This is a genomic window from Marinilabilia salmonicolor JCM 21150 (assembly GCF_000259075.1).
Lineage (GTDB): Bacteria > Bacteroidota > Bacteroidia > Bacteroidales > Marinilabiliaceae > Marinilabilia > Marinilabilia salmonicolor.
Genome location: NZ_AJKI01000007.1, coordinates 38476 through 64201, shown reverse-complemented (window position 1 = coordinate 64201; position 25726 = coordinate 38476). Strand labels below are relative to the sequence as shown.

17 protein-coding genes are annotated in these 25726 nt (G+C 41.7%); 5 read left to right on the top strand and 12 right to left on the bottom strand.

The genetic code is table 11. From position 1 onward, the window contains the following. Positions 1 to 10 precede the first annotated feature (10 nt). Positions 11 to 1051 carry an aspartate--ammonia ligase gene (gene asnA, locus W7W_RS0105385; RefSeq protein WP_010662802.1) on the bottom strand — a complete coding sequence of 347 codons (1041 nt, stop codon included), beginning with the start codon at positions 1049 to 1051 and terminating at the stop codon, positions 11 to 13. A gap of 206 nt (positions 1052 to 1257) precedes the next feature. On the opposite strand from asnA, the gene W7W_RS0105380 reads away from it, so the two are divergent. Then, the gene (locus W7W_RS0105380) at positions 1258 to 2436 is read left to right on the top strand and encodes an MFS transporter (RefSeq protein WP_010662801.1); all 1179 of its coding nucleotides are present in this window, start codon (positions 1258 to 1260) and stop codon (positions 2434 to 2436) included. Between the two features lie 324 nt (positions 2437 to 2760). On the opposite strand, the gene W7W_RS0105375 is transcribed toward W7W_RS0105380, so the two are convergent. Beyond that, positions 2761 to 3528 carry an MBL fold metallo-hydrolase gene (locus tag W7W_RS0105375; RefSeq protein WP_010662800.1) on the bottom strand — a complete coding sequence of 256 codons (768 nt, stop codon included), beginning with the start codon at positions 3526 to 3528 and terminating at the stop codon, positions 2761 to 2763. A gap of 442 nt (positions 3529 to 3970) precedes the next feature. On the opposite strand from W7W_RS0105375, the gene W7W_RS0105370 reads away from it, so the two are divergent. Next, positions 3971 to 4519, top strand: coding sequence for a glutathione peroxidase (locus W7W_RS0105370; protein ID WP_010662799.1), 549 nt, complete (start codon positions 3971 to 3973; stop codon positions 4517 to 4519). 86 nt (positions 4520 to 4605) lie between these two features. Next, positions 4606 to 7887 carry a UvrD-helicase domain-containing protein gene (locus W7W_RS0105365; RefSeq protein ID WP_010662798.1) on the top strand — a complete coding sequence of 1094 codons (3282 nt, stop codon included), beginning with the start codon at positions 4606 to 4608 and terminating at the stop codon, positions 7885 to 7887. A 43-nt stretch (positions 7888 to 7930) separates the two neighbouring features. Here the strand turns inward: W7W_RS0105365 and W7W_RS0105360 are convergent, their stop codons facing one another. From W7W_RS0105360 to W7W_RS0105325, 8 genes are all read right to left on the bottom strand, one after another. Next, positions 7931 to 10438, bottom strand: a complete 2508-nt coding sequence (locus tag W7W_RS0105360) for an AsmA-like C-terminal region-containing protein (RefSeq protein ID WP_010662797.1) — start codon at positions 10436 to 10438, stop codon at positions 7931 to 7933. Between the two features lie 306 nt (positions 10439 to 10744). After that, positions 10745 to 12367: a Na/Pi cotransporter family protein gene (locus W7W_RS0105355; RefSeq protein WP_010662796.1), complete on the bottom strand. Its 1623-nt coding sequence runs from the start codon at positions 12365 to 12367 to the stop codon at positions 10745 to 10747. Positions 12368 to 12507: 140 nt separating this feature from the next. Then, the gene (locus W7W_RS0105350) at positions 12508 to 13239 is read right to left on the bottom strand and encodes a lysophospholipid acyltransferase family protein (protein ID WP_010662795.1); all 732 of its coding nucleotides are present in this window, start codon (positions 13237 to 13239) and stop codon (positions 12508 to 12510) included. A gap of 111 nt (positions 13240 to 13350) precedes the next feature. Further along, the gene (gene rimO / locus W7W_RS0105345; RefSeq protein ID WP_010662794.1) at positions 13351 to 14658 is read right to left on the bottom strand and encodes a 30S ribosomal protein S12 methylthiotransferase RimO; all 1308 of its coding nucleotides are present in this window, start codon (positions 14656 to 14658) and stop codon (positions 13351 to 13353) included. Between the two features lie 161 nt (positions 14659 to 14819). Continuing rightward, positions 14820 to 15770 carry a signal recognition particle-docking protein FtsY gene (ftsY, locus tag W7W_RS0105340; RefSeq protein ID WP_010662793.1) on the bottom strand — a complete coding sequence of 317 codons (951 nt, stop codon included), beginning with the start codon at positions 15768 to 15770 and terminating at the stop codon, positions 14820 to 14822. A gap of 168 nt (positions 15771 to 15938) precedes the next feature. Next, positions 15939 to 17150 (bottom strand): sodium ion-translocating decarboxylase subunit beta, encoded by a 1212-nt coding sequence (locus tag W7W_RS0105335; RefSeq protein ID WP_010662792.1) that lies wholly within the window; start codon positions 17148 to 17150, stop codon positions 15939 to 15941. A gap of 42 nt (positions 17151 to 17192) precedes the next feature. Continuing rightward, positions 17193 to 19073, bottom strand: coding sequence for a biotin/lipoyl-containing protein (locus W7W_RS0105330; protein ID WP_010662791.1), 1881 nt, complete (start codon positions 19071 to 19073; stop codon positions 17193 to 17195). Positions 19074 to 19091: 18 nt separating this feature from the next. Then, the gene (locus W7W_RS0105325; RefSeq protein WP_010662790.1) at positions 19092 to 19352 is read right to left on the bottom strand and encodes an OadG family protein; all 261 of its coding nucleotides are present in this window, start codon (positions 19350 to 19352) and stop codon (positions 19092 to 19094) included. A 362-nt stretch (positions 19353 to 19714) separates the two neighbouring features. Between W7W_RS0105325 and W7W_RS0105320 the strand changes: the two genes are divergently transcribed. Both W7W_RS0105320 and W7W_RS0105315 read left to right on the top strand, forming a co-directional pair. Further along, a complete protein-coding gene (locus W7W_RS0105320; protein WP_010662789.1) occupies positions 19715 to 20479 on the top strand; it encodes an aminotransferase class IV in 765 nt (254 codons plus the stop codon). 5 nt (positions 20480 to 20484) lie between these two features. After that, a complete protein-coding gene (locus tag W7W_RS0105315; protein ID WP_010662788.1) occupies positions 20485 to 21057 on the top strand; it encodes an HDIG domain-containing metalloprotein in 573 nt (190 codons plus the stop codon). 48 nt (positions 21058 to 21105) lie between these two features. Here the strand turns inward: W7W_RS0105315 and W7W_RS0105310 are convergent, their stop codons facing one another. Both W7W_RS0105310 and W7W_RS0105305 read right to left on the bottom strand, forming a co-directional pair. After that, positions 21106 to 22176 carry a uroporphyrinogen decarboxylase family protein gene (locus tag W7W_RS0105310; protein WP_010662787.1) on the bottom strand — a complete coding sequence of 357 codons (1071 nt, stop codon included), beginning with the start codon at positions 22174 to 22176 and terminating at the stop codon, positions 21106 to 21108. Between the two features lie 164 nt (positions 22177 to 22340). Beyond that, a complete protein-coding gene (locus tag W7W_RS0105305; protein WP_010662786.1) occupies positions 22341 to 25487 on the bottom strand; it encodes a glycoside hydrolase family 2 TIM barrel-domain containing protein in 3147 nt (1048 codons plus the stop codon). Positions 25488 to 25726 lie beyond the last annotated feature (239 nt).

The following is a 25726-nucleotide window of genomic DNA, read 5'->3' as shown; positions in this document are numbered from 1 at the left end:
AAACCGACATTCAGACAATCGGAATATTGTTTTCATTGCAAACTCTTCTCATTTCATCGGACCAGATACTTGATTGAATCTCTCCGATGTGTGCTTTCCGTAAAAAATACATACACAGGCGAGACTGTCCGATTCCACCACCAATACTCAGGGGGAATTCATCATTGAGCAATCTTTTATGAAAAAGGAATTCCTTGCGATTTTCACAATTCTTTTCTTTCAACTGATTATTCAAAGCCTCAGCATCAACACGGATTCCCATGGAGGAAATTTCAAAAGCTTTTTCGAGCACCGGGTTCCACAGCAAAATATCACCATTCAGCCCCTGAAAGCCTTCGCCATCTTCCGAAATCCAGTCATCATAATCCGGAGCTCTGCCGTCATGCGGTTCTCCGTTGGAGAGATCCCCCCCGATTCCACTCAAAAACACAGCCCCGTATTTTTTACAAATAGCATCCTCTCTCTCCTTGGCAGTCAGGTCGGGATACATCTGCAATAACTCTTCGCTGTGAATAAAATGGATCTTTGAAGGAAGCAAAGGAGTCAACTGCGGATATTTCTCATAAAGAATAAATTCGGTACGTTTTATAACCTCATAAATACTCCGAACAACCTTTCTCAGGAATTTTGCATTGCGCTCCTCCTTCGTAATGTGTCTCTCCCAGTCCCACTGATCCACATATATTGAGTGAGTATTATCCAGCACTTCATCGGGCCGGATGGCATTCATATCGGTATAGATTCCATAACCGGGCTCAATATCATAATCGGTCAGAACCATCCGCTTCCATTTGGCCAGACTGTGAACAATCTCGGCTTCCCTGTCTCCCAGATCTTTTACCGGGAAAGTGACCGGCCGCTCTATTCCATTGAGATCGTCATTAATTCCCGTCCCCTTTAATACAAATAACGGAGCGGTAACCCTGCGCAGTCTCAACTCGGAAGACAATCCGGACTGAAAAGCATCCTTAACGACCGTGATGGCATGTTCAGTTTGTTTCAAATCCAACAAAGGACGGTACCCTCTGGGAATGAATAAATTATCTATCATAATACAAAAAAATACAAGGTCAACTTTTGTTTTCTTTACAAAATTACACGGTTAAATTACAATTAAAAAATTTTAGGGGACTTTTTTTATCATTTTATTATTATTACGACAATATTTATTGACTGATTGAAAGCAAAACTCTTTTTTTGAAACCAATTGTTATAATACTTGTGAATTCTTTACCTTTGGCGGGCAAATAAAATGCAATGCACAGAACTTTCAGCAGAAATATCCTCCGATTATACATCATAAAGATTGCCAAATGGTTTATGCTGACCATGCCAATCATAATGCTCTTTTACAAAGATTCCGGACTTACCCATGAAGAAGCATTTCAACTCAAGGCCATTTACAGCATCAGCATTGTAATATTTGAAGTTCCATCCGGGTATCTGGCTGATATTCTGGGACGTAAATTCACTCTGATATTGGGAACAATACTGGGTACCATGGGATTTATTTTTTATTCGGTGGGCACAGGATACTGGATTTTCATGGCCGCCGAAATGACATTGGGTATAGGTCAGAGTTTTATCTCAGGGTCAGATTCGGCTATGCTTTTCGATTCTCTTAAAGCCGACGGGAAAAGTCATAAATATCTAAAATACGAAGGACTCAATTTTTCCATTGGAAATTACTCTGAAGCGTTGGCAGGACTGGCCGGTGGAGCATTGGCTGAAATCAGTCTTCATCTGCCTTTCTATTTTCAAACCGGTATTGCATTCATCGGAATTCCGGCAGCACTAACCTTACTGGAACCTCCGCGAATTGAAAAACGAAAACGCCCCGGATTCATCGATATTCTGAACGTGGTAAAATATGCCTTAATAAAGAACAACCGATTGAGATGGAACCTCATTTATTCCTCAATCATAGGCACTTCCACATTAACCATGGCATGGGTTTATCAGCTAAAACTCCATGAATTTGGTTTCACCGAATTGTTTATTGGAGGGACAGCTACCGGACTGAACCTTCTGGTAGGTACGGTAACTCTTTTTTCATCAAAGTTGGAACGAAAAATGGGAAAAAAGGTAACTGTTTTAAGCACCAGCATCATTATTACAGGAGGATTCATTGCAGCAGGCTTCACTCATACAGCCATATTTTTCCTGCCCGTACTTGCCATATTTTATATGGCACGGGGAATTGCCACCCCCGTTTTAAAAGACTATATTAATCAGATCACTCCATCCGACATTCGCGCCACAGTGCTCTCAGTGCGCAGTCTGCTTATCCGGGCTATCTTTGCTGTAATGGCCCCCCTGTTTGGCTGGATAAGTGATACATTGTCACTTTCCGAAGCCTTGTGGATTGTGGGACTGGTATTTATGGCCCTGGCACTAAGCACGGTTACTCTTTTTCTCAGAACCCTTAAGAGGTGATGTAACCAACCGCTCTTATATTGAATACAGTATACCAATAAATACGAGCAACCGCAAAGAAAATTGATGAAGGGAATAAAAATTTATTTTCAAGTCAATTTTATTGAGGACGCCTGTATTTAGCCGGTAGTTGAACATTGTAATAGATAATTTATGAATAGTTCAGGCTAAATAGTGTCTGTCCATAAACTAAGCGTTTTCCACGTGTTTGAGATAGAAAGTTCAAATTCAAAGCGTGTGAAAATTCTAAACCACAGAATACTAATGTATTTGAGGATTTAGATTTTGAGCAACAACGCAGAAGTTGGACTTTATAGACAAACACTAAATATCAATTTCAAGACCATCATACCCCAAAAATACATTGGGAGGCAGTTTTTTTGATACCTCTTCATGAAAGCCAAGGTGATGACTGATGTGGGTTAAGTATGCCCGCTCAGGCTGCAATTCTTCAATAACCTCCAAAGCCTGACTCAGGCTGAAATGTGAAATATGTGGCTCAATCCGGAGAGCATTAATTACCAAAACCCTGCTGTTACGAATCAGTGTCATGCTTTCATCAGGAATTAAACTTCCATCGGTAATATAACTGAAATCCCCTATTCTGAATCCCAGCACAGGCATTTTGTGATGAAAAACACGAATGGGCTGCACCGTCAAACCGGCAGCAACAAACGGGTTTAAATCAATCTCGTTCAACAACAACTCCGGCACTCCCGGATACCGCTCATCCTTAGCTTTAAAGGCGTAGGAATATTCCCGTTTCAGTGCATCCAAAACCCTTTTCTCGCCATATAAATGAGAAGGTTCTCTGTTGATCCAGTTAAAGGCTCTTACATCATCAAGACCAGCGGTATGATCCTTGTGTTCATGCGTAAAAAGAATGGCATTCAAACGTTGTGTACCAGAAGCCAGCATTTGCTGCCGGAAATCGGGTCCGGCATCTACTACAATAATCCGGTCATCATATTCAATTTTCACTGATGACCGGGTACGTTTATCTCTGGAATCTGCAGAGCGACATACTGCGCAATTGCAGGCAATCATTGGCACGCCCATAGAAGTGCCTGTTCCAAGCAAAGTTATCTTCAAAATTATCCGGTTTTAGCTGTCTGTTTCTGAGCAAATTTAAAAACAATGACAGGAGAATCAAAAAAGGAACGCTAACCACTTAATAACATTAATTCGTGCCTATCCATAAACTATAGCGTTTTTCACGTGTTTGAAATAGAAAGTTCAAATTCAAGGCGTGTGAAAAATCTAAACCGCAGAATACTATTGTATTTGAGGATTTAGATTTTGAGCAACAACGCAGAAGTTGGACTTTATAGACAAACACTAATTCGTTTCACCATTGAATACATTGCCAGAATAGCAAAAGAGAGAACTATTTTCCTATCCAAGTGTTAATTTAAAGCAAAACTTTGGTGTGACCATAGTATTAGTTTACACACGATAGTGCAGATTAGAAAACTGATTCAGGAGTAAGCATAACTGAATTAAATTTGTAGGATAATTACAAAATTTTAAACGGATGAAAACCACACTTTTCCTTATTTTATTGAGTCTGGGGATGGCAGCAGCCCAGAGCCAGACAAAGTTTTACGACTTTTCTGTTAAGACCCTGCAGGGAGAAACATTCAACCTGAATGCTCTTCGGGGTAAAAAAGTAATGGTAGTGAACACCGCCAGCAAATGTGGATTAACACCGCAATATGAACAATTACAAGCCATCTATGAGCAATACGGTGGTGAAGACTTTGAAATTATCGGGTTTCCAGCCAATAACTTTATGAATCAGGAGCCCGGAACTGCAGAGGAAATAGCAGAATTTTGTCAGTTAAACTATGGTGTGACCTTTCCCATGATGGAAAAAATCAGTGTTAAAGGCGACGATCAGCATCCCCTCTATCAATGGCTTACTCAAAAAACCAAAAACGGAGTAGCAGATAGTAACGTACAATGGAACTTTCAAAAATATCTTATTGGACCCGACGGTAAACTTGAGAAAGTAATACCTCCCAAAACAAAACCCGACGATGCTGAAGTCATAAACTGGATTACATCCGGGGCAAATGAGTAGTGCCATTCCGATAAATAAGGAGTTCTTTTTTCCTGAAACCGGCCTGTTTTGTTATTTTTACCATGTAGAAAAACATCAGGCAAATTATGTCACAACTTACCATTTACAGAGCATCCGCCGGTTCGGGAAAAACATTTACATTAACCCGTGAATTTATAAAATTATTATTCAAACAACCATCAGAATATCGTAATATTCTTGCAGTTACCTTTACCAACAAGGCAACTGCGGAGATGCGACGCCGAATACTGGAAAAACTCTTTGAGTTGGGTAATCCTGCTATTAAAGAACCTGATTATCTGGACGAACTGATACAAGAAACAGAATTGAAAGAAGAAAAAATCAGGGAACGTGCCAGATTTATTCTCAGGTTACTGCTTCATGACTTCTCCCGATTTTCCGTCAGCACCATAGACAGCTTTTTTCAGCAAATAATAAGAGCATTTGCCCGTGATGCAGGCCTGCAACTGGGCTTCAGAACTGAACTGGACCATAAGTCGGTAATGACACAGGCCATCGACCGGGTGGTTCTGGAAATGGACATGAAAGGCCATGAAACGCTTAAAAAATGGCTTCTTGATTTTGCAGAGAAAAAGATAACAGAAGGAAAAAGCTGGAACATCAACAATGAAATAAGTAATTTCTCCCAGGAAATTTTCAAAGAAGCTTATCAATCCGTTGCCGGTCCACTCTCTGAAAAACTGAGCGACCGTAACTTCATGAATCAATATCTTTCAAAGCTTCAGAAGATTATTTCAACCCATGAACAATCACTTAAAAATATTGGAGTTAAGGGATTGGAAATCATCAGGAAATGGGATCTGGATATTTCCAAAGATTTCAATGGAGGAAGCCGTAGTAAGATCCTGGTATTTAAGAAACTCAGTGAAGAAGTAAAATATGATGAAGCCCAAATTTTTGCCCTTCACAACAACCTTGAAGCATGGCAAAAAAAGACCAATTCCGGGCATATCAACAAGGCCATAGAGGGGGCCTATAATGATGGGTTAAATAACCTCCTGGAGCAATATGTGTCGCTCAAAAATCAACAGGGAAAGGACTTTCAAACTGCCAAAGCTATTGTAAAGAACTTCTACACGTTAGGCATTATCAATGATGTATATCAAAAAATATTGGAAGTATCACGCGAACAAAATGTTTTTCTTCTGTCGGGCACTAATCACCTTCTGACCAGAATCATACGTCACGACGATGCTCCTTTCATATACGAAAGAACCGGCACCCGTTACCATCATTACATGATTGATGAGTTTCAGGATACTTCATCGATGCAATATGCCAATTTCAGACCACTCATCAACAACAGTTTGGCTCAGAACAACTTTGCCATGCTCGTTGGAGATGTAAAGCAATCTATTTACAGGTGGCGAAACTCCGACTGGACTTTGCTTGCCGGGCAGGTGGAAAAGGAGTTTGACACCTTTGGGACGAGCATAAACACCCTGGACACCAACTTTCGAAGCAGTGCCAATGTCATCGCTTTCAACAACAGTTTCTTTCAACACATTTCAAGAGCACTGCAGGCACAACTGATTCAAAAATCGGAAGGTCATATTTCTGATTCTCCAGGATTTGAAACAAAAATATCGGAAGCTTATCACGATGTAGCTCAAAAAGTAGCCTCCAAAAACCTGCATAACGAAGGCCACGTCTCCTTTCAGTTTCTGGAGGCAGCCAACAAAGACGATTTCCGGGACCAGACCATTGAAGCCAGCATCGGCAGAATCAAAGAGTTGCTGAGCAGCGGGTTTTCACCATCAGACATTTGTGTGTTGGTGCGTAAGAAAAAAGAAGGCATTGCCATAACGAATGCGCTTTTGTCGGGAGAATATCATCCTGACAAGTCTCCTTTGCCCGTAATCAGTAATGAAACCCTGAGACTGAACAGCTCTCCTGCCGTGCTTTTTATCATCAACCATCTTAAATTCATTCTCTCTCCGGATGATAAAGTTCTGGAAGCTTTTATCCGTCTGCATTGGGAACGCAATCTTCGGGAAGCAGAGCTAACGGATTTCGATGCTTCCGATGTTTTTCACAACGCGGAAAAGACCACTTCCTGGGAAGAACATCTGGCCTTTATTGAAAACAAACAGCAACTTCCACTTTATGACCTGGCAGATGAGTTAACACGCCTTTTACCCGAAAACATAAGGACCGAACAAGGCATTTACATTCAGGCACTTTTGAACAATATCAATAGTTTTTCGGCTCAGGAGGCGGCCAACCTCAATCTTTTTATCGACGAATGGGAAAAAAACATCCAGTTTGAAAGTATCGCCGGACCCGAAAACCAGGAGGCCATTCAGGTGATGACTGTCCACAAATCGAAAGGATTGGAATTTAAGGCCGTGATATTGCCTTTTTGTAACTGGGATCTGAATGATGAACGACTGCAAAATCTGCTCTGGTGTAAACCCCGGTCTGCTCCCTTTAACGAACTGGATCTGGTTCCTGTCAATTATGAAAAATCACTGGTGGAGTCTCATTTTGCCGATGAATACCTGGAGGAATTAATGCATCAGTACATCGATAATCTGAATCTGCTGTACGTGGCCTTTACCCGGGCAGAATTATCATTATCAGCATTTTGTCAGAAGAAAAAATCACCTCCCAAAGAGTTAGGAACTGTATCAGATTTGCTGTGGTTTCACTTTGAAGCACGAGAATCTGACCACAACGAACTACCCGGAAACTGGGATGCTGTTAATCAGACATTTGACCTTGGCACCATGTTCAGGGAAAAGGAAAATAATAAGGAACCTGAGAAGGAAAAAAACATTCAAAATCTGCGTCCTTTAAATACCTGTCCATTGCCTCCCATGGAGACATTTCCATTTCGTGAGCGCATTGCCATCCATCTGGAGAGTGATGAATATTTTGACGATGAAAAAGAAGAAACTGGCCTTACCTACGGAAAAATTATGCACCACCTATTTGAAATGATTGAAACCCGTGAAGATTTAGATGACGCTTTAAAAACATTGTGGTTCGAAGGCAAAATTGATGAAAAAGAACAAATTGTCATCCGGGACAAGATGCAAAAATGGCTTGATCACCCCGAAGTAGAAAGCTGGTTTAATGGAAGTTATAAAATATTACCTGAAGTAGCCATTCTACACAAAAACATCCGCCGCCCCGACAGAGTAATGTTGTCTGACAAAGAAACCATTGTAGTGGATTATAAGTTCGGAAAAGCTGAAACCTCTAAGCATCAAATGCAGGTAAGAGGTTATATGAACAAGATAAAAGAGATGGGACACACTAATGTTAAAGGATATATTTGGTATGTTCCCCATCAGGAAGTTGTAACGGTTGAGAATGACATCATTCAGGGTAGCTTATTTTAAAAAACGGCGGTAAAAAACCGCCGTTTTTTTTTTAATAAATTAATCAGAACCATTTCTTTAGCTTTTCTTTAACTTCATCCACCTTCTCCTTTACTTCAGGATCCTCAAGAACTTTTTCCACCGCTCTTTTAGCCTCCTGTTCCAGTTCTTTTTTGGCCTGTTCTTTAAAATCTTCATCCAATTTGAAACTCAATTTTGGATCTTTAACGGTTCCTCGCACCAGTACATTCACCATTACATCTGAAGACCCGGAGGGTAATGAAGCGCCAAGCAGGCCGGCCACATTCCCTAACTCCTGTTTGGAAACCGGCATTTTTATCACATAGTCCATGGTCTGGTCAAGGCTCTGTGTACCTGAAATGGTCAGTTTCCGGTCGAATAAATTGGTTGTAAAAGGCTCCACAATTACGTTCCCATTTTCCAGCTTGAAATTGATGTTGAGATCCTCTGCCCTGGCCTTACGGTATTTATTGTTGTTCAGCATAGTAGCCATGGCTGTCTGCACTTTGGCACCGGAAATTTCAACCCCTTGTGATTCCAGCAAACCACCACCACCGATAGAACTCAGTACGGGCGACATATCAGCTCCCATCAGACTGTTAAATTTCAAGTTGGTTGAGATGGTACCAACAGCACGTTTGGCAATGGGCATCATGCTGTCGATCATGCTGAAGGAATTTGCAGCTTTGTGAACATCAATGGAATTAAGTGCCATATCAAAATTCACGAAAGGTTTAAGAGTATCTGCAGTGTTGTATTCGCCTGAAACAATCATGCTTCCGTCAAGCATCTTGCTTCTGAGACCATCCAGAATGACACGCCCATCCACAATGGTTATTTTTCCGGTCATATCAGTCATTTCCAGCTTGTCGTAGAGCAATTTGTCTATGTTACTGTTCAGTACAAAATTCAAGTTTTTAGGGACCAGTACAAGCTCCATTTCAGTGGTATCCTCCTTCACGGTAGTAGTATCTTCTCCTGCCAATTGCATCAATTGATTGGTATCAATCAACCTGGACTGATGATTGAGATTTCCACTTAAGGTGCCATCTTTCAATACATAAGAAAGATAGTTTTCAACCTTTCCCTGAAGATTAAAATCGCTGCTTCCAAAAGAACTTTCAAAAGTCTTCAAATCCATAAAACGAGGAGTAATTTGCATATCAGCGTTACTGACATGAAATCCATCAGGAAGATCAGGAGTACTGAAAAAGAAATCTTTCATTCCAATTTGCCCGTTGGCTTCAATCTCTTCATAAAGTTCCTTTTCTACCATTGCATAGTCACCGTCAATGCGCATATCAGCAGTAATAACACCCCCCAATTCCATACTGTCCATGGGAATAGCATCAGTCAAAGATTCCAGGTCGATAATACCTTTCAGACTTCCTTTATAGGTGGCATTTGAAATTGGCGTCCCAATCCACAATGAAGCATCAAACGGATTGTCCCCCAGCTTGAAATGAAACTTATTGATATCTGTCACCGTGAGATCCATGGCCCCTCCGGGGTTATCCACCTTTACATCAATCTGAATGTCTTCAATGGATTTGGGTAAATCAGGGTACTGGATCAGTCCATCCTTAACATTCAACACCAGATTAAATGTCGGAAGATGCTCCGTGTCCACATAAGTTCCCTTTGCTACTGCCTCCAATTTCAGGGAGCCTTCGGTGGTCAACTCCTCAAAATCCTGAAGATATGACTCGGGAACCATCGAAAGTAGCGTTTTAAAACTCGTTTCATGTGCGGCAAGTTTCACATCCAGGTCGTACCCTTCCTCAAGCATTCCAACAGTTCCTTCAAAACCGAGACCCAAATCATTTAACAGCAATTCATTGTCCTGAAAAGTAAAGATCATATTTTCCAGATCTGCACCAATAATGGCCTCCAGAGACACAAACGCATCCTTCAGATAACTGGTTCCTTCCATCTTCATATTCAATTTCTGAATGGAAGTTTTAATATCCAGATTGGTAGCTTTCTGGGATAAATCACCCTCCATGGAAAAGTCCAGATCGTCAATTACGGTAGCAAAATCCATGGTTTGATCTGAAAATCCCAGCCGGGCATCTGATATTTCAAATAACTCTAACTGAACGGCAAAATCGGAAGCAGCAGAAGCCGTATCTTCCTCCACCTCTTCCGTTTCCGACATGGGAACAATATCCCAATTAGCTACAGAATCCTGATTCACTTTTAGCCAAACCTGAGGTTTATCCAGTAAAACAGAGTTAATATTTATACCACTTCCGCTTATGGCACTCCACAAATCGATGCTGGCAGAAAATGCACCAATATGCAGCAGGGTGTCTCCTTCAAAAGGTTCCTTATTCACAATGGTCAATCCATCGAGTCCCATTGAAAGATTGGGAAAATGGCGAAACATAGAGAGGCTGAATTTGTCGAATGAGACAGTGGCTGTAACATTTTCGTTAATCACTTCGGTTACCTTCTGTTCAATTTTTCCTTTAAATAAAGAAGGCAACACCAATAAGAGCAACAAAATAAGAGTAATAATGCCCAATAAAACCTGAAAAAAACGCTTCATGAGTTCTGAATTAAAGTTCAAAAGTTGAAGAATAAATTCTAATATGCGTGTAACCTGAATTATTCATAAATTTTCTATTACAATGTTTAATTACTTGCTAAATTCCGGCGTCCTCAATAAAATTAATTTGAAAATAGTTCACTATTTCCTTCATCAATTTTCTTTGCGGGTGCCAGTATTTATTGGTAAATGAACATTTCATAACGAAAGTTCATGAATAAACCAGGGTAAATTTAACAAAACACGAAGAAAAAAGCAGAAAGAAAGAGATTATAATTCACGATTATCGGGGAAAACTGAAAAGTTTTAATTTCCTTCCTCTTCCATAAAAACCATACGGCCGATATTCGTTGCATGACTGTTAATCATTCTCAACAGATTCAGCAATTCAATATGCACTTTACTGGATTCAACTGACCGACTGCTGGGCGCAAGGAGTCTTTTGTAATGCTGCATCTCCATTTCGTAGGCCATCAGTGCATATTTCCGGTATTTTCGTTTCATTTTCATGGCTTTTTCCGGCTCCCAGTCTTCCAATAACTGCATTGCTCTGGCCAGTTGCTTGACACATCTCTGCTGATAATCACACAACTCTCTACCTCCTTCCTCAGAAAAATGGATATTTGCATCGAGCCATTTCTCCCCCTGGCGGGCAATATTTACCGATACGATATCTGCTATCTGCTCCAGTTCATTGACCACATGCAAAAAGCGGTAAATATCATCAGACCACTCCTCTGCTGACATCTTTTCGTTCATAGATACCAAAAAGCGATTGATTTCTTCCCGGTAATTGTCCACCATCTTTTCGTTACTCCGCAAATCATCCAAAACTTTCGATTCACGACTAAAAAACGGAGTAAGGGATGCATCGACCATCTGAATAACGAGTCGTCCCATATCAGAAACCTCTTTCTTCAAAAAAGGAAGCATCATCCCACCTGAACCAATCAATTCCGGCTTTAGATAATGGAGGTTAAAAGTTTCCTTTTTTCGTTCGGGAACAATTCTCTTAACAATGCTTCCGATAATCCCCGTAAAAGGCAAAAACACCAACGTCATAAAAACATTGAAGATTGTGTGAGCATTGGCCAGAAACCTTCCACCTGATGCTTTATCACCCGATACTGCCCAGGTTATATGCTCCCAAAATCCAAGCAACCAAATCATAATAAGAACTCCGGCAACCCGGAATAAAGTATTGGCAACTGCCAGTCGCTTACCGCCAATAGAGGAATTCATGGATGCAATCAAGGCAGTGACAGTGGTGCCGATATTGGTGCCCAGGATGAGCGGCAGAGCATCAGCAATGGATAATAACCCGGTGGCGGTCAATGTCATCACAATTCCAATAAAGGCAGCACTGCTTTGAATCATTGCCGTAAAAATGGTTCCTGCCAACACCCCCCATACGGGGTTTTGCAGATAAACAAGCCATTTTGTGAATCGATCCATGCTACCCAGCGGTTCCATACCTGAAGACATCAGATCCATTCCGTAGAATAAAATACCCAGCGCCATGACTATTTTACCGCTGTAAGACCATCGACGTCGCCCAAAGGCTTTGAACAGGAATCCTACACCCACAAAACCGAGGGAATAAGTTCCCAACTTAAAAGCTATGAGTTGGGCAGTAATGGTGGTACCTATACCGGTGCCCAGCATCACTGCCAGCGTTTGGCCGAGGCTCAGCAGGGCTGCATCCACAAATCCCACCATAACCACCGAAGCAGCCGAACTACTCTGAAACAATACTGTCAAAAGAATTCCAAAAACCACACCTCCTCCTTTGGTAGCGGTAAATTTCTCCAGCACATGACGCATTTGTCTTCCGGCCAGACTTTTCATCCCCGAACTCAACTGATCCATCCCCAGCAGGAAAAAGCCAAGTCCACCCAGCAGCTGTATGAATATCAGAAAGTAATTCATGAAATTGTAGTCAATTTTAACAGTAAAGATAAAAAGATCCGCCGACCAACCGGATGTTGAAATTTCTCACAAAAATGTTTAGGGAATAATTAAAACAAAACCAGATGCTTTCTTATTGTCAAAGATAAATTGTCCGATCCTTATTGCAACTGTTCCTCAATCACTTTCTCCAGATACCCGGTTATCTCGTCAGAAGAGTAATTGCACGGTTCAACGGGCTTTAAAATCTGATAAGTTACTTTTTCACCAAACTGTAAAGGGAAATTGCCGTTTTTAAGGATTTTATGGTGCCCGCTGATAACAAAAGGCACAATTACGGCCGATGGGGCGCCCCTGAGAAGCGTCTGAATACCGGCAGACATAAAAGGTTTAAGCTGGCCGTCTTTGCTTCGGGTACCTTCCGGAAAAATGCAGGCCGCATAATTGTTTTTCTCAATCAATTTGCCCAGTTTCAGTATCTCTCTAACAGACTGAGAACCATTTGCACGATCGATAAGAGCCGACTGCCCGTGTTTCAGGTTATAGGAGATGCTAAACATATTTTTGGACAACTCTATTTTTGCAATAAACTTGGGATAATAGTCCCTGAATATCCATCCGATCGCAGGAATATCGTACATACTCTGATGATTGGCCACCACAATGACCGGACGATCTTTAGGAAGATTCTCCAATCCCAAATAGCGAACCCGTGCCCCCATAATCCACAAACCTCTCAAAAGCATAATATTGAGTAAATCCACAGATCTTCGACGGGCATGCTCGCCAAACAACTTAAGGGCAATCACCTGAACCGGATAAAAACCGATGATCAGGGCAATCATATATAATTGAAAAACCGGAGTAAGCAGAAATCCCAAAACTTTTTTCATCTGTATAAAATTTGTTTATTAAGGTCGAATAGAACTCGAAATTTCTTTATACAAGCTCGTTTCATTCGTTTAAAACTCTACTCATTTCAACATTTAATAAACTGAATAACATCACTTTATCACTGTTCCGTATAGATCATAATCTTCGGCACCGGTTATTTCCACCTCATAAAAATTTCCGGGCTTCAACTTTTCGGAAACAGGGATGAGCACTTCAGGGTCAACCTCCGGAGAATCAAACTCTGAACGGCCAATAAAAAAATCCTCCTCTTTACGATCGATGATCACTTTCATTTTGGTTCCCACCTTTGTCTCATTTATTTCGCGGCTGATATCGCGTTGCAGGGCCATTATTTCATCAGCCCTGGCTTGCTTAACATCCTGTGGTATATTGTCCTGATAATTTTTCCAGGCGAATGTATCCTCTTCATGTGAATAAGGAAAAACACCCAGTCTCTCGAAGCGCATTTCTTTAACAAACTCCATCAGCTCCGAAAAGTCTTCCTCCGTTTCTCCGGGATGACCGGTAATCATAGTAGTCCTCAAATGAATACCCGGCACTTTTTCCCGCATGTTTTTGACCAACCTCAAAGTGTCGGCTTTTGTAACATGCCGTTTCATCATTTTCAGCATGTTATCAGAAATATGTTGAAGTGCAATATCCATATAAGCGCAAACCCTGGAATTGTTAGCTATTACATCCAGAATATCCATGGGAAATGCAGCCGGATAGGCATAATGCAGGCGAATCCATTCAATTCCTTCAATCCGGGAAAGCTTTTCCACCAGAGGTGCCAGCATCTGCTTTTTGTACAGATCCAGTCCATAATAGGATAAATCCTGAGCAATTACCTGCAATTCTTTAACTCCGCGTGACGCCAGCAGAGTAGCCTCTTCCAGCAGGTCGTCCATGGGTTTTGATTTATGCTTTCCGGTAATGATTGGAATGGCACAATAAGAACAGGAGCGATTGCAACCTTCGGAAATTTTAAGGTAAGCATAATGCCCGGGAGTAGTGAGAGAACGCTCATTCACAAGATCGGGTCTGTAGGTGCTTCCAAGATCAGAAATAAGCTCCTTCCAGTTGAATTTGCCATAAAACCGATCCACTTCAGGCAGCTCCTTCCCCAGCTGATCGAAATAACGCTCCGACAAGCATCCCATCACATAAAGCTTATTAATGCGACCTTCCTTTTTTGCTTCTGCAAAATCAAGAATGGTATCAATACTCTCCTCTTTGGCATCGCCAATAAATCCACAGGTATTGATTACCACAATTTCACCTTTGGCCTGGTCGGCATCGTGTTCCACCGAAAAACCTCCTGCCTCAAATTGTCGTATTAGAAATTCGGAATCCACCAGATTTTTCGAGCATCCCAAAGTGATTACGTCCACTCGCCTCTTGCCTTGCTTGGTCATTTAATTTACAGTTAGTTTGTGAGATGTTGGGAAAATAGAAGTTAGATGTTAGAAGTTGGAATTTAGAGGTTAGAGGCTGGAGGTTAGAAAGGTGCCCTTCCCAAAAATCTGCCTCAAATCTTACGAACCAACAGACTACAAGCCAACATCGAACATTTTCCTTATCCAAATAACGAATCGACGAATTCTTTTCGGTTAAACACCTGCAAATCATCGATTCCCTCACCTATTCCAATGTATTTAACCGGCACCTTAAGTTGATCGGAAACACCGATAACCACGCCACCTTTAGCTGTACCATCCAGTTTGGTAATGGCAAGGGAAGTCACTTCAGTGGCCTTGGTGAATTGTTTGGCCTGCTCAAAGGCATTCTGGCCGGTGGATCCATCGAGTACAAGCATTATTTCGTGAGGAGCATCAGGCACAACTTTCTGCATTACCTTCTTAACCTTGGTAAGCTCATTCATCAGATTTACCTTGTTGTGCAAGCGGCCGGCAGTATCAATAATCACCACATCAGCATCTTTGGTTTTGGCTGATGCCAAAGTATCGAAAGCCACCGATGCAGGATCAGAACCCATTTTCTGTTTCACCAACGGTACATCCACACGGTTGGCCCAAATCTCAAGCTGTTCTATAGCCGCAGCCCGAAAAGTATCTGCTGCACCCAATATCACTTTTTTGCCGGATGCTTTAAACTTATGAGCCAATTTGCCAATGGTAGTGGTTTTTCCAACGCCATTGACGCCTACCACCATAATTACATATGGCTTTTTGTCAGCCGGAAATTCAAAATCACCTTCCGTATCATCCTCATTTTCAGCCAGCAAAGAGGCAATCTCCTCCCTTAGGATTACATTTAACTCACTGGTATTAACGTATTTATCCCTGGCCACCCGCTCTTCAATTCGCTCAATAATGCGAAGCGTGGTATCCACTCCCACATCAGACGTGATTAATACTTCTTCCAAACTGTCGAGCACATCATCATCCACTCTGGTTTTACCAACCACGGCGCGGGTCATCTTTTGAAATACACTCTCTTTAGTTTTGGCCAGTCCTTTGTCCAGGTTTTCTTTTTTGGCCTTATTGAAACCACCGAATAATCCCATGGTAATAAATTGAAATATTTAGTTTCCGGCAGCCTGAAAACAACGTTTCGGGATACCGATTTTTAGAAAAGGCCAAAGATAATCAATACTTTCGACATAAATAAAAAATGCCACAGAGTAAAAGCCTCAAAAATGCTTACTCTGCGGCGAAATGACATTCAATTCGTTTTATCCCAGGATAGAAATCAGCACTCCGGCTGCAACTGCAGATCCGATAACACCTGAAATATTTGAAGCCATGCAGTATTGAAGCAGATGATTACTGCTGTCATGCTTTAACCCCAGTTCATTGGCCACTCTCGAAGCCATGGGGACAGCGCTCAGGCCGGTAGCACCCACCAGCGGATTGATTTTCTTTTTGGCTATCAGGTTATACCCTTTTACAGCCAGGATTCCACCTGCAATAGAGATGGCAAAAGCCAGAAATCCACCTACGATAATACCCAGTGTTTTAAAGTCCAGAAAGACTTTTGCAGTCATTGTTGCCCCAACGGCCAGCCCAAGAAAAATAGTAGCTGTATTCATAATGGGCCCGGTGGCGGCATCAGACAAACGTGAGGTAGCTGTACCAATCTCTTTGATAAGATTACCAAAAAGCAACATTCCCAGCAACGGAACTGATGAAGGCACCAGGATGGCCACTGCAACACCCAAAACAATGGGAAAAATAATTTTAACCGTTTTAATGTTCTTTATCTTGTATTTAGGCGGATACAGTTTATCCTGTTTCTTCATATTTATCCGAAACTCATTTTTTGTCATGAGCCGGTTGGCCACCAGAGGTACAATGACAGGAACCAGGGCCATATAGGAATAGGCTGCAATAGCGATGGGGCCCAACAAGTGAGGAGCCAGTAAAATGGTAGTATAAATAGCTGTGGGACCATCGGCACCCCCTATAATTCCAAGGGAACCGGCCTCTTTAGGTGAAAAGCCCAGGGCTATTGCCCCAAAGAATACGCCAAAAATACCAATTTGTGCTGCGGCCCCGAAAAAGGCCAGTCGAAGATTACGCAACATGGGCCCAAAATCGGTCAGTGCTCCCACCCCCATAAAAATAATCGGTGGAAGAAAACCGGTTTTTATCAAAGAATAATAAACAAAATTCATGATGCCGTATTCGCTGGCAATTTCAAAAAGATTCATGTATCGGTGACCCGGCAATTCCACCATTTCTGATGGAACCACATCCATACTGCCTCCGGGAAGATTCGCCAGCACAATACCAAAACCGATGGGAACAAGCAGCAGTGGCTCGTATTTTTTCACAATCCCCAGGTAAAGTAGAACAGCACCAATTAAAATCATTAATAAAACGCCGGGAGTTTCCCCTATTTCTCCCATGGCGGTCATATCGTACAATTGTCTGAGTATTTCCATTTAATTTTCAGATTCTTTAGCGTTTACCGGTTTCCCGAAAATCTATTGAAGAAGAACCAGCTCATCGTCCTCCTCTACTTCACTGCCATTCTCTTTCAAAATTCTGGCAACCACTCCTGCTTTATCAAAACGCACCGCATTGTAAGTTTTCATTGCTTCCACATAACCGAGAATATCTCCCTCTTTTACCTTATCTCCTTCTTTAATGGCCATTTCACTTGAATCTTTGGTAAAATAGAACTTTCCTTCCAACGGAGATACTACCGGTTCTCCTTTGGTTAAAGGCTGCGAAGGAATGGCCTCATTCGAAGGAGTTACTTTAGTATTATTATTAGTATCGTGCCCATTGCAGGAAACCATCACTTCAAATTCTTCCCCATTCACATTAACATTCATTCTTGCGGGAGAAAAATCAGCACATCCATTATCAGAAGCTTCTCCATTTGATGCAGAAGACTCAGTCTCAGCTTTTCGCTCTGCGAGATCTGTTTCAAAAGCCTCTTTCGCTTTTCCCGATTTGTAATTTCTGTACTGTTCCGGGTGCATTGCCAGCTCCATCAGTTCTTCATCATCTTTGCCATACTCCCAACCATTATCATCCATTTCCTTTCGGAAGGTGTCCAATGCATCAGGATAAGGCTCTTGTGGATGACCGGTAAAAAATTCTTTACCTTCTTTTTCCGCCAGTTCAATGATTTCGGGAGCCAGTTTTCCGGGGAGCTGACCACTCCTTCCCAGAATCATATCCCAAATATTATCTGCAATCATACTCCAGCGCTCCCGTCCTTTCTCCATCTGAAGCACATTCATCAGTGCGAGATTTTTCACATACTGACTAAAAGGAGTTACCAGCGGCGGATATCCCAGTTTGGGCCAGATGTATTCAACCTCTTCAAAAAGTTTGATAAGCAAGTCGTCTTGTGTAAGTTCGGGTTCGTTGCGTTTGGCTTTCCACTTATTCAGGCTTTCCAGATTGTTCTCCAGATCAGCCATCAGACTGCCCATCATACCACCCGGAAGTCCGGGACCTATAAGCAACGAATTCATGTGCCGGTTTTTAGGATTGATGTAATATCCCAGAAAATCGTCCATAAACTCCTGAGTTAGCTTACGCACCTTCATATAGGCTTTCATATTGATCTCGGGCACATCAAATCCATCATCCTTCAGCATTGCCTGAATGGTTAGCAGGTCGGCATGTCCTGTCCCCCAGGAAAGAGGCTCCATGGCAACATCCACATAATCAACTCCGGCACGGGCCACCTCAAGAATGGTGGCTACCGAAAAACCAGGGCCCGAATGTCCGTGATATGTTATGGGTACCTCATTGTGTTGTTTACGAATTCCTTTCACTATTTTTCCCAACCATGCGGGACGGGCCACACCTGCCATGTCTTTAAGACAGATTTCATCGGCCCCTGCCTCAATAAATTGATCGGCCAGGTTAATGTAGTACTCAACCGTATGTACTTTAGAATAAGTAAGACTCATTGCAGCCTGAGCAATCATTTCGCCTTCTCTGGCATATTTAATGGAATCAATAATATTTCGCGGATCATTGAGCCCGTCAAAAGAACGTGCAATGTCGGTACCCTGCTGTTTTTTAACCTTAAACATCAGTTTGCGCACATCAGCCGGAACCGGCGACATACGGATGCCGTTTAAGGCCCGCTCAAGCATATGCGTCTGAATCCCGGCTTCGTTAAATGGCCTGGTCCATGCCCGAACCGCATCGTTGGGGTTTTCCCCAAAAAGCAGATTGATTTGTTCAAAACCGCCGCCATTGGTTTCCACCCTTGCAAAACACCCCATTTCTACAATAGCCGGGGCAATTTTTTCAAGCTGATCTTTCCGTGGCACATATTTACCTGACGATTGCCACATATCGCGATACAACAAAGAGAATTTTATTTTTCTGCTCATAACTCTATCTTATATTTTTTATTTCTTTCTGATTTCAATAACATTTCCCCTTCCCCCTGTAGCTTTTTTAACTCCGGCAACGATTGCAGCTACTTTTGCAGAATGAAGTTCTCCAACAGATGGTTTATCACCGGATGAGTCAGTAGCTTCTTTCGATAAAAAACGGTTGACAAAAAATATCAGGGTATTTCCTATTATAACGACCAATAGTAACACCGAAAAAACGGTTACCATTCCTACTCCCAGAAGCACCCATGCTTGATCAAAACTCTCGGTCATGTTACAATTTCATTTTCAGATTGAAACTTTCATTGATAATTTTTTGATAATCGACAGGCAATATTAAGGTTTTCCGAACACATTAAATAATTTTCTAATTTTCATTGATGGTTTTTCCGAATTATTTCAACTCCTATCATATTGAATTTCTTAAGAATATAATTTCTTTAAAATCTACAAGTTGTTTAAGGTTTTTTTTCTTTAATTAGAATTGTAATTCATCCTGAATCAGGAAACACTTAGGGTGTATCAAATTGTAATTCAAAAATTATAGTACAACTGAGTTTTATTAAGTCAGGAAATAATAACGATTTAAAAAATTAATGAGATTCTTATTACATTTACCATTAAAATAGGAATTGATGGATAATAACAGCGTCCGGGAATTGTACGAAGTTTTCAGAGTGGAAAAAAAAGTCGGCCTTTTTTTGGAGGACCATATAAAGCGACTTTTAGCGGGCGCAGCAAAATCGGGTATTAGATTGGATTTTGATTTCAGGATGATGGAAAATTATCTGAAAAGTTTCCTGATTAAACAAAATATTGAAACCGGAAATGTACGATTATCAGTTTTTTTTGACCCTCATACCGGAGAGATACAATCTCACAATGCAGAAGTAATCCCCCATTCCTATCCTTCTCAGGAACAATACAAAAAAGGCATTTCCTGCGGATTGCTTTTCAGTGAAAGAGACAATCCGGGAACTAAGATTGCCAATACAACATTGCGTAAAAATGCCAATCAGATGATTGAAGAGAAAAGTGTTTTTGAGGTACTACTGGTCAATCATCAGGGCGAAATCACGGAAGGGAGTCGCAGTAATGTTTTTTTTATTATGGAAGATCAACTATATACCGCACCGGAACAGTTGGTTTTGCCGGGTATTGCGCGAAAAAAAACACTTCAGACAGCTCAGGAATTAAACATCCCTGTTCTCTTCGAGGCCCTGGCTCATGAAAATATCAAAGACATTGAGGCAGCTTTTATTACGGGAACTTCACCGAGAATTCTGCCAATAAAAAACATCGAAGGTTACAATCTGAAACCTGAGCATTTGATGATACAAAAATTAATGGCCGGTTTTTCAAAGCTGATTAACAGTTATATCAATCATCATTTACGATAAATATTATGGAACCAAGCAAAGATGAGGCACTCTCCCTGTTTAAAAAGTACAACCAGAGTGAAAGCTTGTACAAACATGCTATTGCTGTAGAAGCTGTAATGGATTATTTTGCCCGAAAATTTGGAGAAGATTCCGAAAAGTGGTCCATCATAGGTCTCGTACATGATTTGGATTACGAACAATATCCGGATCAACACTGTACGATGACCCGAAAAATTCTGGAAGAACACCAATGGCCCGAAGATTATATCAGAGCTATTGTGAGTCATGGTTGGGGCATTTGCAGCGATACCAGACCTGAACATATTATGGAAAAGGTTTTGTACGCAACGGATGAATTAACCGGGCTGGTGACAACCTCTGTATTGGTCAGACCCGACAAAAACCTCCATGAATTAAAAGTAAAATCGGTAATGAAAAAATGGAAAGACAAAAAGTTTGCGGCCGGAGTTGACCGGAACATTATTCTAAAAGGAGCCGAAATGCTGGAGATGGATCTCAGAGATCTGATAGAAGAGACCATTGAGGCCATGAAAAAAGTGGCTCCCCTATTAGGTCTGGACGGATCATCCTCCTGACAGGTAAGCCACTTGATTCTCAAAGTTCAGGGCAGAGTTAAAATATCATCAGTGATACTGGCCAGAGTATTCTTTTACAGCGTTATACATGGCAAGAACGTTTTCAACTGGCGTCTCAACCTTGATTTTATGAGAAGGCCCAATAATGAAGCCTCCACCAGGAGCCATTGTATCTATCAGCTCCCGAACCCCTTCCCGCACATGATCAGGAGTTGATTTTCGAAGCAATAATTCCTCATCCAATCCACCTGAAAAGGTAATCATCCGTCCAAAATCCTTTTTCAAGCCCAACGGGTTCATTCCTTCAGCACGAGTCTGAATGGGGTCTAATACATCAGCACCCAGGGAAATAAACTCTGGCAGGAGTTTACGAACGGCACCACAACTGTGCATATAGTATTTTATTCCCAGTTTTCGCGGCAACTCTAAAAATCGCTCAATGGCAGGCCGGCAGTAGTTATTCCAATTTTCATTACTGATCATCAGTCCGTTACTGGCACCAAAATCATCAGCAATACGAATAAAATCAACCTTTTCTCCGGTTACAGCGAAAAAGTGCTCGATAAAATCTACATAAAAATCGGTTACTTTATCGACCAATGCCTTAAAGAAATGAGGATTGTACATCATAACATCCAGGAAAGAATCACGCCCTATTAAGCGTTGAATGATGCGAAAAAGTCCAGGTGAAGAGTACCCGGGTGCCGTCATGATGGCATAATCTCTGTACTTTTCGCATTGCCTGGTAAGTGATTTAAAATCAAATAAATCAACATGCGGCCAGGGATACTTATCCAACAACTCCGGATCGGTTACACCTTGTAGTGGAAACCGCGTAGCTTCCCAGTATCTTAAATCTCCATGGCCAACCAAATCATATTCAACACCCCAGATATCCTTTTTCTTTCCTTTTTTCTGATCAACAAGTTTGGGCCCTGTATAAGTGGGTTCCACCCATCTAAAATCAATCTCCAGGTGTTCAAGAAGCTGGTCAACATCAGAAAAACCCAGTTCCGACATCATTTTTTGTGTGAATTCGGGAACAGCCCAGTAAAAAACAGGTACCCGATCGGGTTCTTCATGATTCAAAGCAGTTAATACTCTCTCTTTGTGATTCATAAATGATAGATTTAGGTCTCATTCAAGTATCATTTATTCCTGTTTTTGAGGCCAAAAACAATGCAAGATAGAGAAAAATGTTTGAAATCATCAAAAAATATCAATGATTTTTAAGAAACTAAAAATCCAGATACATCTATTAGAAGAAACTGTCAGTCATTATCCTAATAAAGCGGTTTGATGACAAAACCATAAGAATACCGGTTGTCTGTTAATCTGTATTTTTTATGCGTCCATGCTCCCCAGCTGTTATCACCACCAACACCCATTTGTCCCAGATCTAAATCCACAGAGGTAAAATTCTGTGCCACAACATCAGTAGTGTGTCGGTGACCATCGGGATACTCAACTTTTTCATAGTCTGAATTCACTGGAGACTCAAAATCCTCCATGGAGTTATGATGCGCAGATACCTCCAGCAGTTGTTTACCTTTAAATACAAGTCCAATTCCGGCCTTATTGGTAATGGTCAACCAACGAACATCTGTCTTATTTCCATTCTCCTGAGGTCGCAGGTAGGCCTGGTACTGCTCAGCAACCGAACCGGACCAAACATCAACAAAAGCAGCCGATTTTCTGTCCCGGTAAGACTCCTGTGGTCCCCGCCCTAACCATTCCATTTGATCAAACTCACGGGGCATCACCAATGTCATGCCCATCCTTGGTATCTCCGGTAAAGTATCCGAGTTCATTGTAAAATGATGATTCACATCGATGCTTCCTTCTGCGTCAATTACGTAAACCACCTCAGAAGTACCGATAAGTTGATGATTTTCGTCGAAGTAATTCCATAAAAAGCTAACCTGCTTACCTCTGCTCACATCCTCTATTCCGGCAGATTTAAGTTCCTTATATTTTTCAGTGTTTCTCCAGATATGCGACCTTCGGGGCAGTCCGTTACCAAAATCATTGTCTGTAGGTGCCCTCCAGAAAGATGGCTGAGGACTTTCCAGCAACATCCGTTTTCCGTTGTATTGAAGCTGACTCATCTCTCCCCTTGCCATATCAAACTCCACCATGAAATCTTTCCAGGAAATAACGGCCGAGGAATCATTGTTTTGCTTTTCGACATTTAAAGCAGCTTTTTTTACGACATTTTCTTCCGGTTTCTCATACACAGGCAACTTAAATTGTTCTTTGGCCAGAGAAGCCCCTTCCGGAAGGCTGCCCATATGTTCTTTTAACCGGGCATGGAAATTCAGAAAATACTCGGTGCCCGGATTGACATCAAAATCAAGACCAACAATCAACTGTTCCTTCTCACCAGGAAGTAAAGACAACGCTTCAATCCGACCCGAATCCACCACTTCTCCGTCTCCTTTAATCTCCCAATCGAAATTAAAAACATCCGTATTCAGAAAGGAATAATCATTCCGGATACCAATAATACCTTCGGCGAGATCCGCAGGATAAAATTTGATGTACTGATACACCTTTTTCACCTCTTCCAGAGCAGGTTGTGGTTTTCGGTCGGGATCTACCAGCCCGTTAAGACAGAAATTTCCGTCGGAGGGCACTGTATCAGGGCCAAAATCTCCCCCATAAGCATATAATTCTTCACCATATTCGTTGGTCGTCAATAACCCCTGGTCCAACCAGTCCCAGATAAAACCACCCTGCATTACCCGATGCGTCTCAATGGTATTCCAGTAGTCCTGAAGATTTCCGACACTGTTGCCCATGGCATGCGCATATTCACACTGAATCAATGGCTTGCTGCCATCTTCCCGGGCAAATCGTTCCATATGCTCAATGGAAGCATACATGGGTACATAAATATCGGTATTTCGTCCTCCGTGTGCCTGCTCATACTGAACAGGGCGGGAAGCATCCACCGACTTAAGATAATCATAGGTTTTATTAAAATTAATGCCATCGCCGGCCTCATTGCCAAGCGACCAGATAATCACGGACGGCTGATTTTTGTCGCGCTCGAACATATTGCGCGTACGGTAAAGATGCGATGACATCCACAACGAATCTTTTGCCAGCGATTCAGCACCGTATCCCATTCCGTGGGACTCAATATTGGCCTCATCAATCACATAAAGACCATATTGATTACACAATTCGTAAAAACGCTCTGGTTGAGGATAGTGTGAAGTTCTGACTGCATTAATATTGTGGCTTTTCATCAGTTTAATATCCTCAAGCATGGTTTGCTCATCCACCACATGGCCTTTTACCGGATGGTGCTCATGCAGGTTCACCCCTTTCAGATTCACATACGCTCCGTTAATCAGCAAACTATTTCCTTTGATTTCCACTTTTCTGAATCCGACATCCTGAACAATGGTTTCCAGCACTTCCCCTGTCTCTTTTTTGAGATTGATTTCAAGTTGATACAAATGAGGTATTTCGGACGACCATGGCTTAATATTATCCAGCACAGAACTCCATCGGACAGAATTCTCCACCACGGCATCAATAAAACTATCCACCTGTTTTGTTCCGTCATAAAGATTGGCCTCCACCATTACAGGATTTTCTACCGAGGCATTCTCCACACTCAACTCGAGCGCAAAAACACCATCATTCAAATCATCAGACAAATCAGAAGTGATCCGAAAATCCTTAATATGCTGCTGTGCCCGGGCCATTAGGAATACATCCCGCGTAATGCCCCCCAAACGCCAGAAATCCTGATCTTCGAGATAACTGCCATCGCTCCATTTATACACTTCAACCGCCAGACTGTTTTCTCCTGGAATTAAATATTGGGTAATGTCAAATTCGGCCGGGGTTTTACTGTCCTCACTATACCCAACCAAGGATTCATTTACCCATACATACATGGCAGAACTCACGGCCCCGAAGTGAAGATATACTTTTTTACCCTCCCATGTTTCCGGAATGGTAAAATGACGTTTGTAAGATCCTACAGGATTGTAATGATCCTGAATTTCGGGCGGAGTTTTAGCATGAGGATACTGAACATTGGTATATATGGGATAGTCATGTCCATGCATTTCCCAGTTGGATGGCACCGGGATTGTTTCCCATTCTTCTGTATCAAAGTCATCTTTATAAAAATAAAAAGGACGTTGCGCCGGATTTTGGGATAACTTAAAGGCCCATTTGCCATTGAGCGATTGAATGAAGGACGATGACCAAATATTATCCGGATCTGCTTCACCTGGATCGGCAAATGGGACAAACCATGAACGTGGAGATTCTTTATTTATCTGGTTCACAAGAGGGTTCTCCCAATCCCGTGGAATTTTCTCCTCAAAAGGCACATCAGAGTAATCGCGATAATCGGTACAGGAACCCAGTAAAACAAGAGGTAACAGGAGGTAGAAATACTTCATTCGTATCAGGTTTAAAATTTTTCCGGTTGATTTTTTCCCCTTGGTCTCACAACATCATTTCTCCTCAGACAAAAGTACTTTGACAATCAACATGTTAACACAAAGGGGCATCTCTGAAAAACAAATTTAGACAATATTTTTCACTACAAACCCGGACATCCTGATTTTTTAGGAAAATAATTATTCTTCATTCAATTGGTGAAAAAGATTGGTTATGCTATTTTTACAAATTCTACCCA

Bases quoted from the DNA above. Each gene is read 5' to 3' on its own strand.
- asnA (WP_010662802.1), bottom strand. From the start codon at position 1,051: ATGATAGATAATTTATTCATTCCCAGAGGGTACCGTCCTTTGTTGGAT.
- W7W_RS0105380 (WP_010662801.1), top strand. From the start codon at position 1,258: ATGCACAGAACTTTCAGCAGAAATATCCTCCGATTATACATCATAAAG.
- W7W_RS0105370 (WP_010662799.1), top strand. From the start codon at position 3,971: ATGAAAACCACACTTTTCCTTATTTTATTGAGTCTGGGGATGGCAGCA.
- W7W_RS0105365 (WP_010662798.1), top strand. From the start codon at position 4,606: ATGTCACAACTTACCATTTACAGAGCATCCGCCGGTTCGGGAAAAACA.
- W7W_RS0105360 (WP_010662797.1), bottom strand. From the start codon at position 10,438: ATGAAGCGTTTTTTTCAGGTTTTATTGGGCATTATTACTCTTATTTTG.
- W7W_RS0105355 (WP_010662796.1), bottom strand. From the start codon at position 12,367: ATGAATTACTTTCTGATATTCATACAGCTGCTGGGTGGACTTGGCTTT.
- W7W_RS0105350 (WP_010662795.1), bottom strand. From the start codon at position 13,239: ATGAAAAAAGTTTTGGGATTTCTGCTTACTCCGGTTTTTCAATTATAT.
- rimO (WP_010662794.1), bottom strand. From the start codon at position 14,658: ATGACCAAGCAAGGCAAGAGGCGAGTGGACGTAATCACTTTGGGATGC.
- ftsY (WP_010662793.1), bottom strand. From the start codon at position 15,770: ATGGGATTATTCGGTGGTTTCAATAAGGCCAAAAAAGAAAACCTGGAC.
- W7W_RS0105335 (WP_010662792.1), bottom strand. From the start codon at position 17,150: ATGGAAATACTCAGACAATTGTACGATATGACCGCCATGGGAGAAATA.
- W7W_RS0105330 (WP_010662791.1), bottom strand. From the start codon at position 19,073: ATGAGCAGAAAAATAAAATTCTCTTTGTTGTATCGCGATATGTGGCAA.
- W7W_RS0105325 (WP_010662790.1), bottom strand. From the start codon at position 19,352: ATGACCGAGAGTTTTGATCAAGCATGGGTGCTTCTGGGAGTAGGAATG.
- W7W_RS0105320 (WP_010662789.1), top strand. From the start codon at position 19,715: ATGGATAATAACAGCGTCCGGGAATTGTACGAAGTTTTCAGAGTGGAA.
- W7W_RS0105315 (WP_010662788.1), top strand. From the start codon at position 20,485: ATGGAACCAAGCAAAGATGAGGCACTCTCCCTGTTTAAAAAGTACAAC.
- W7W_RS0105310 (WP_010662787.1), bottom strand. From the start codon at position 22,176: ATGAATCACAAAGAGAGAGTATTAACTGCTTTGAATCATGAAGAACCC.
- W7W_RS0105305 (WP_010662786.1), bottom strand. From the start codon at position 25,487: ATGAAGTATTTCTACCTCCTGTTACCTCTTGTTTTACTGGGTTCCTGT.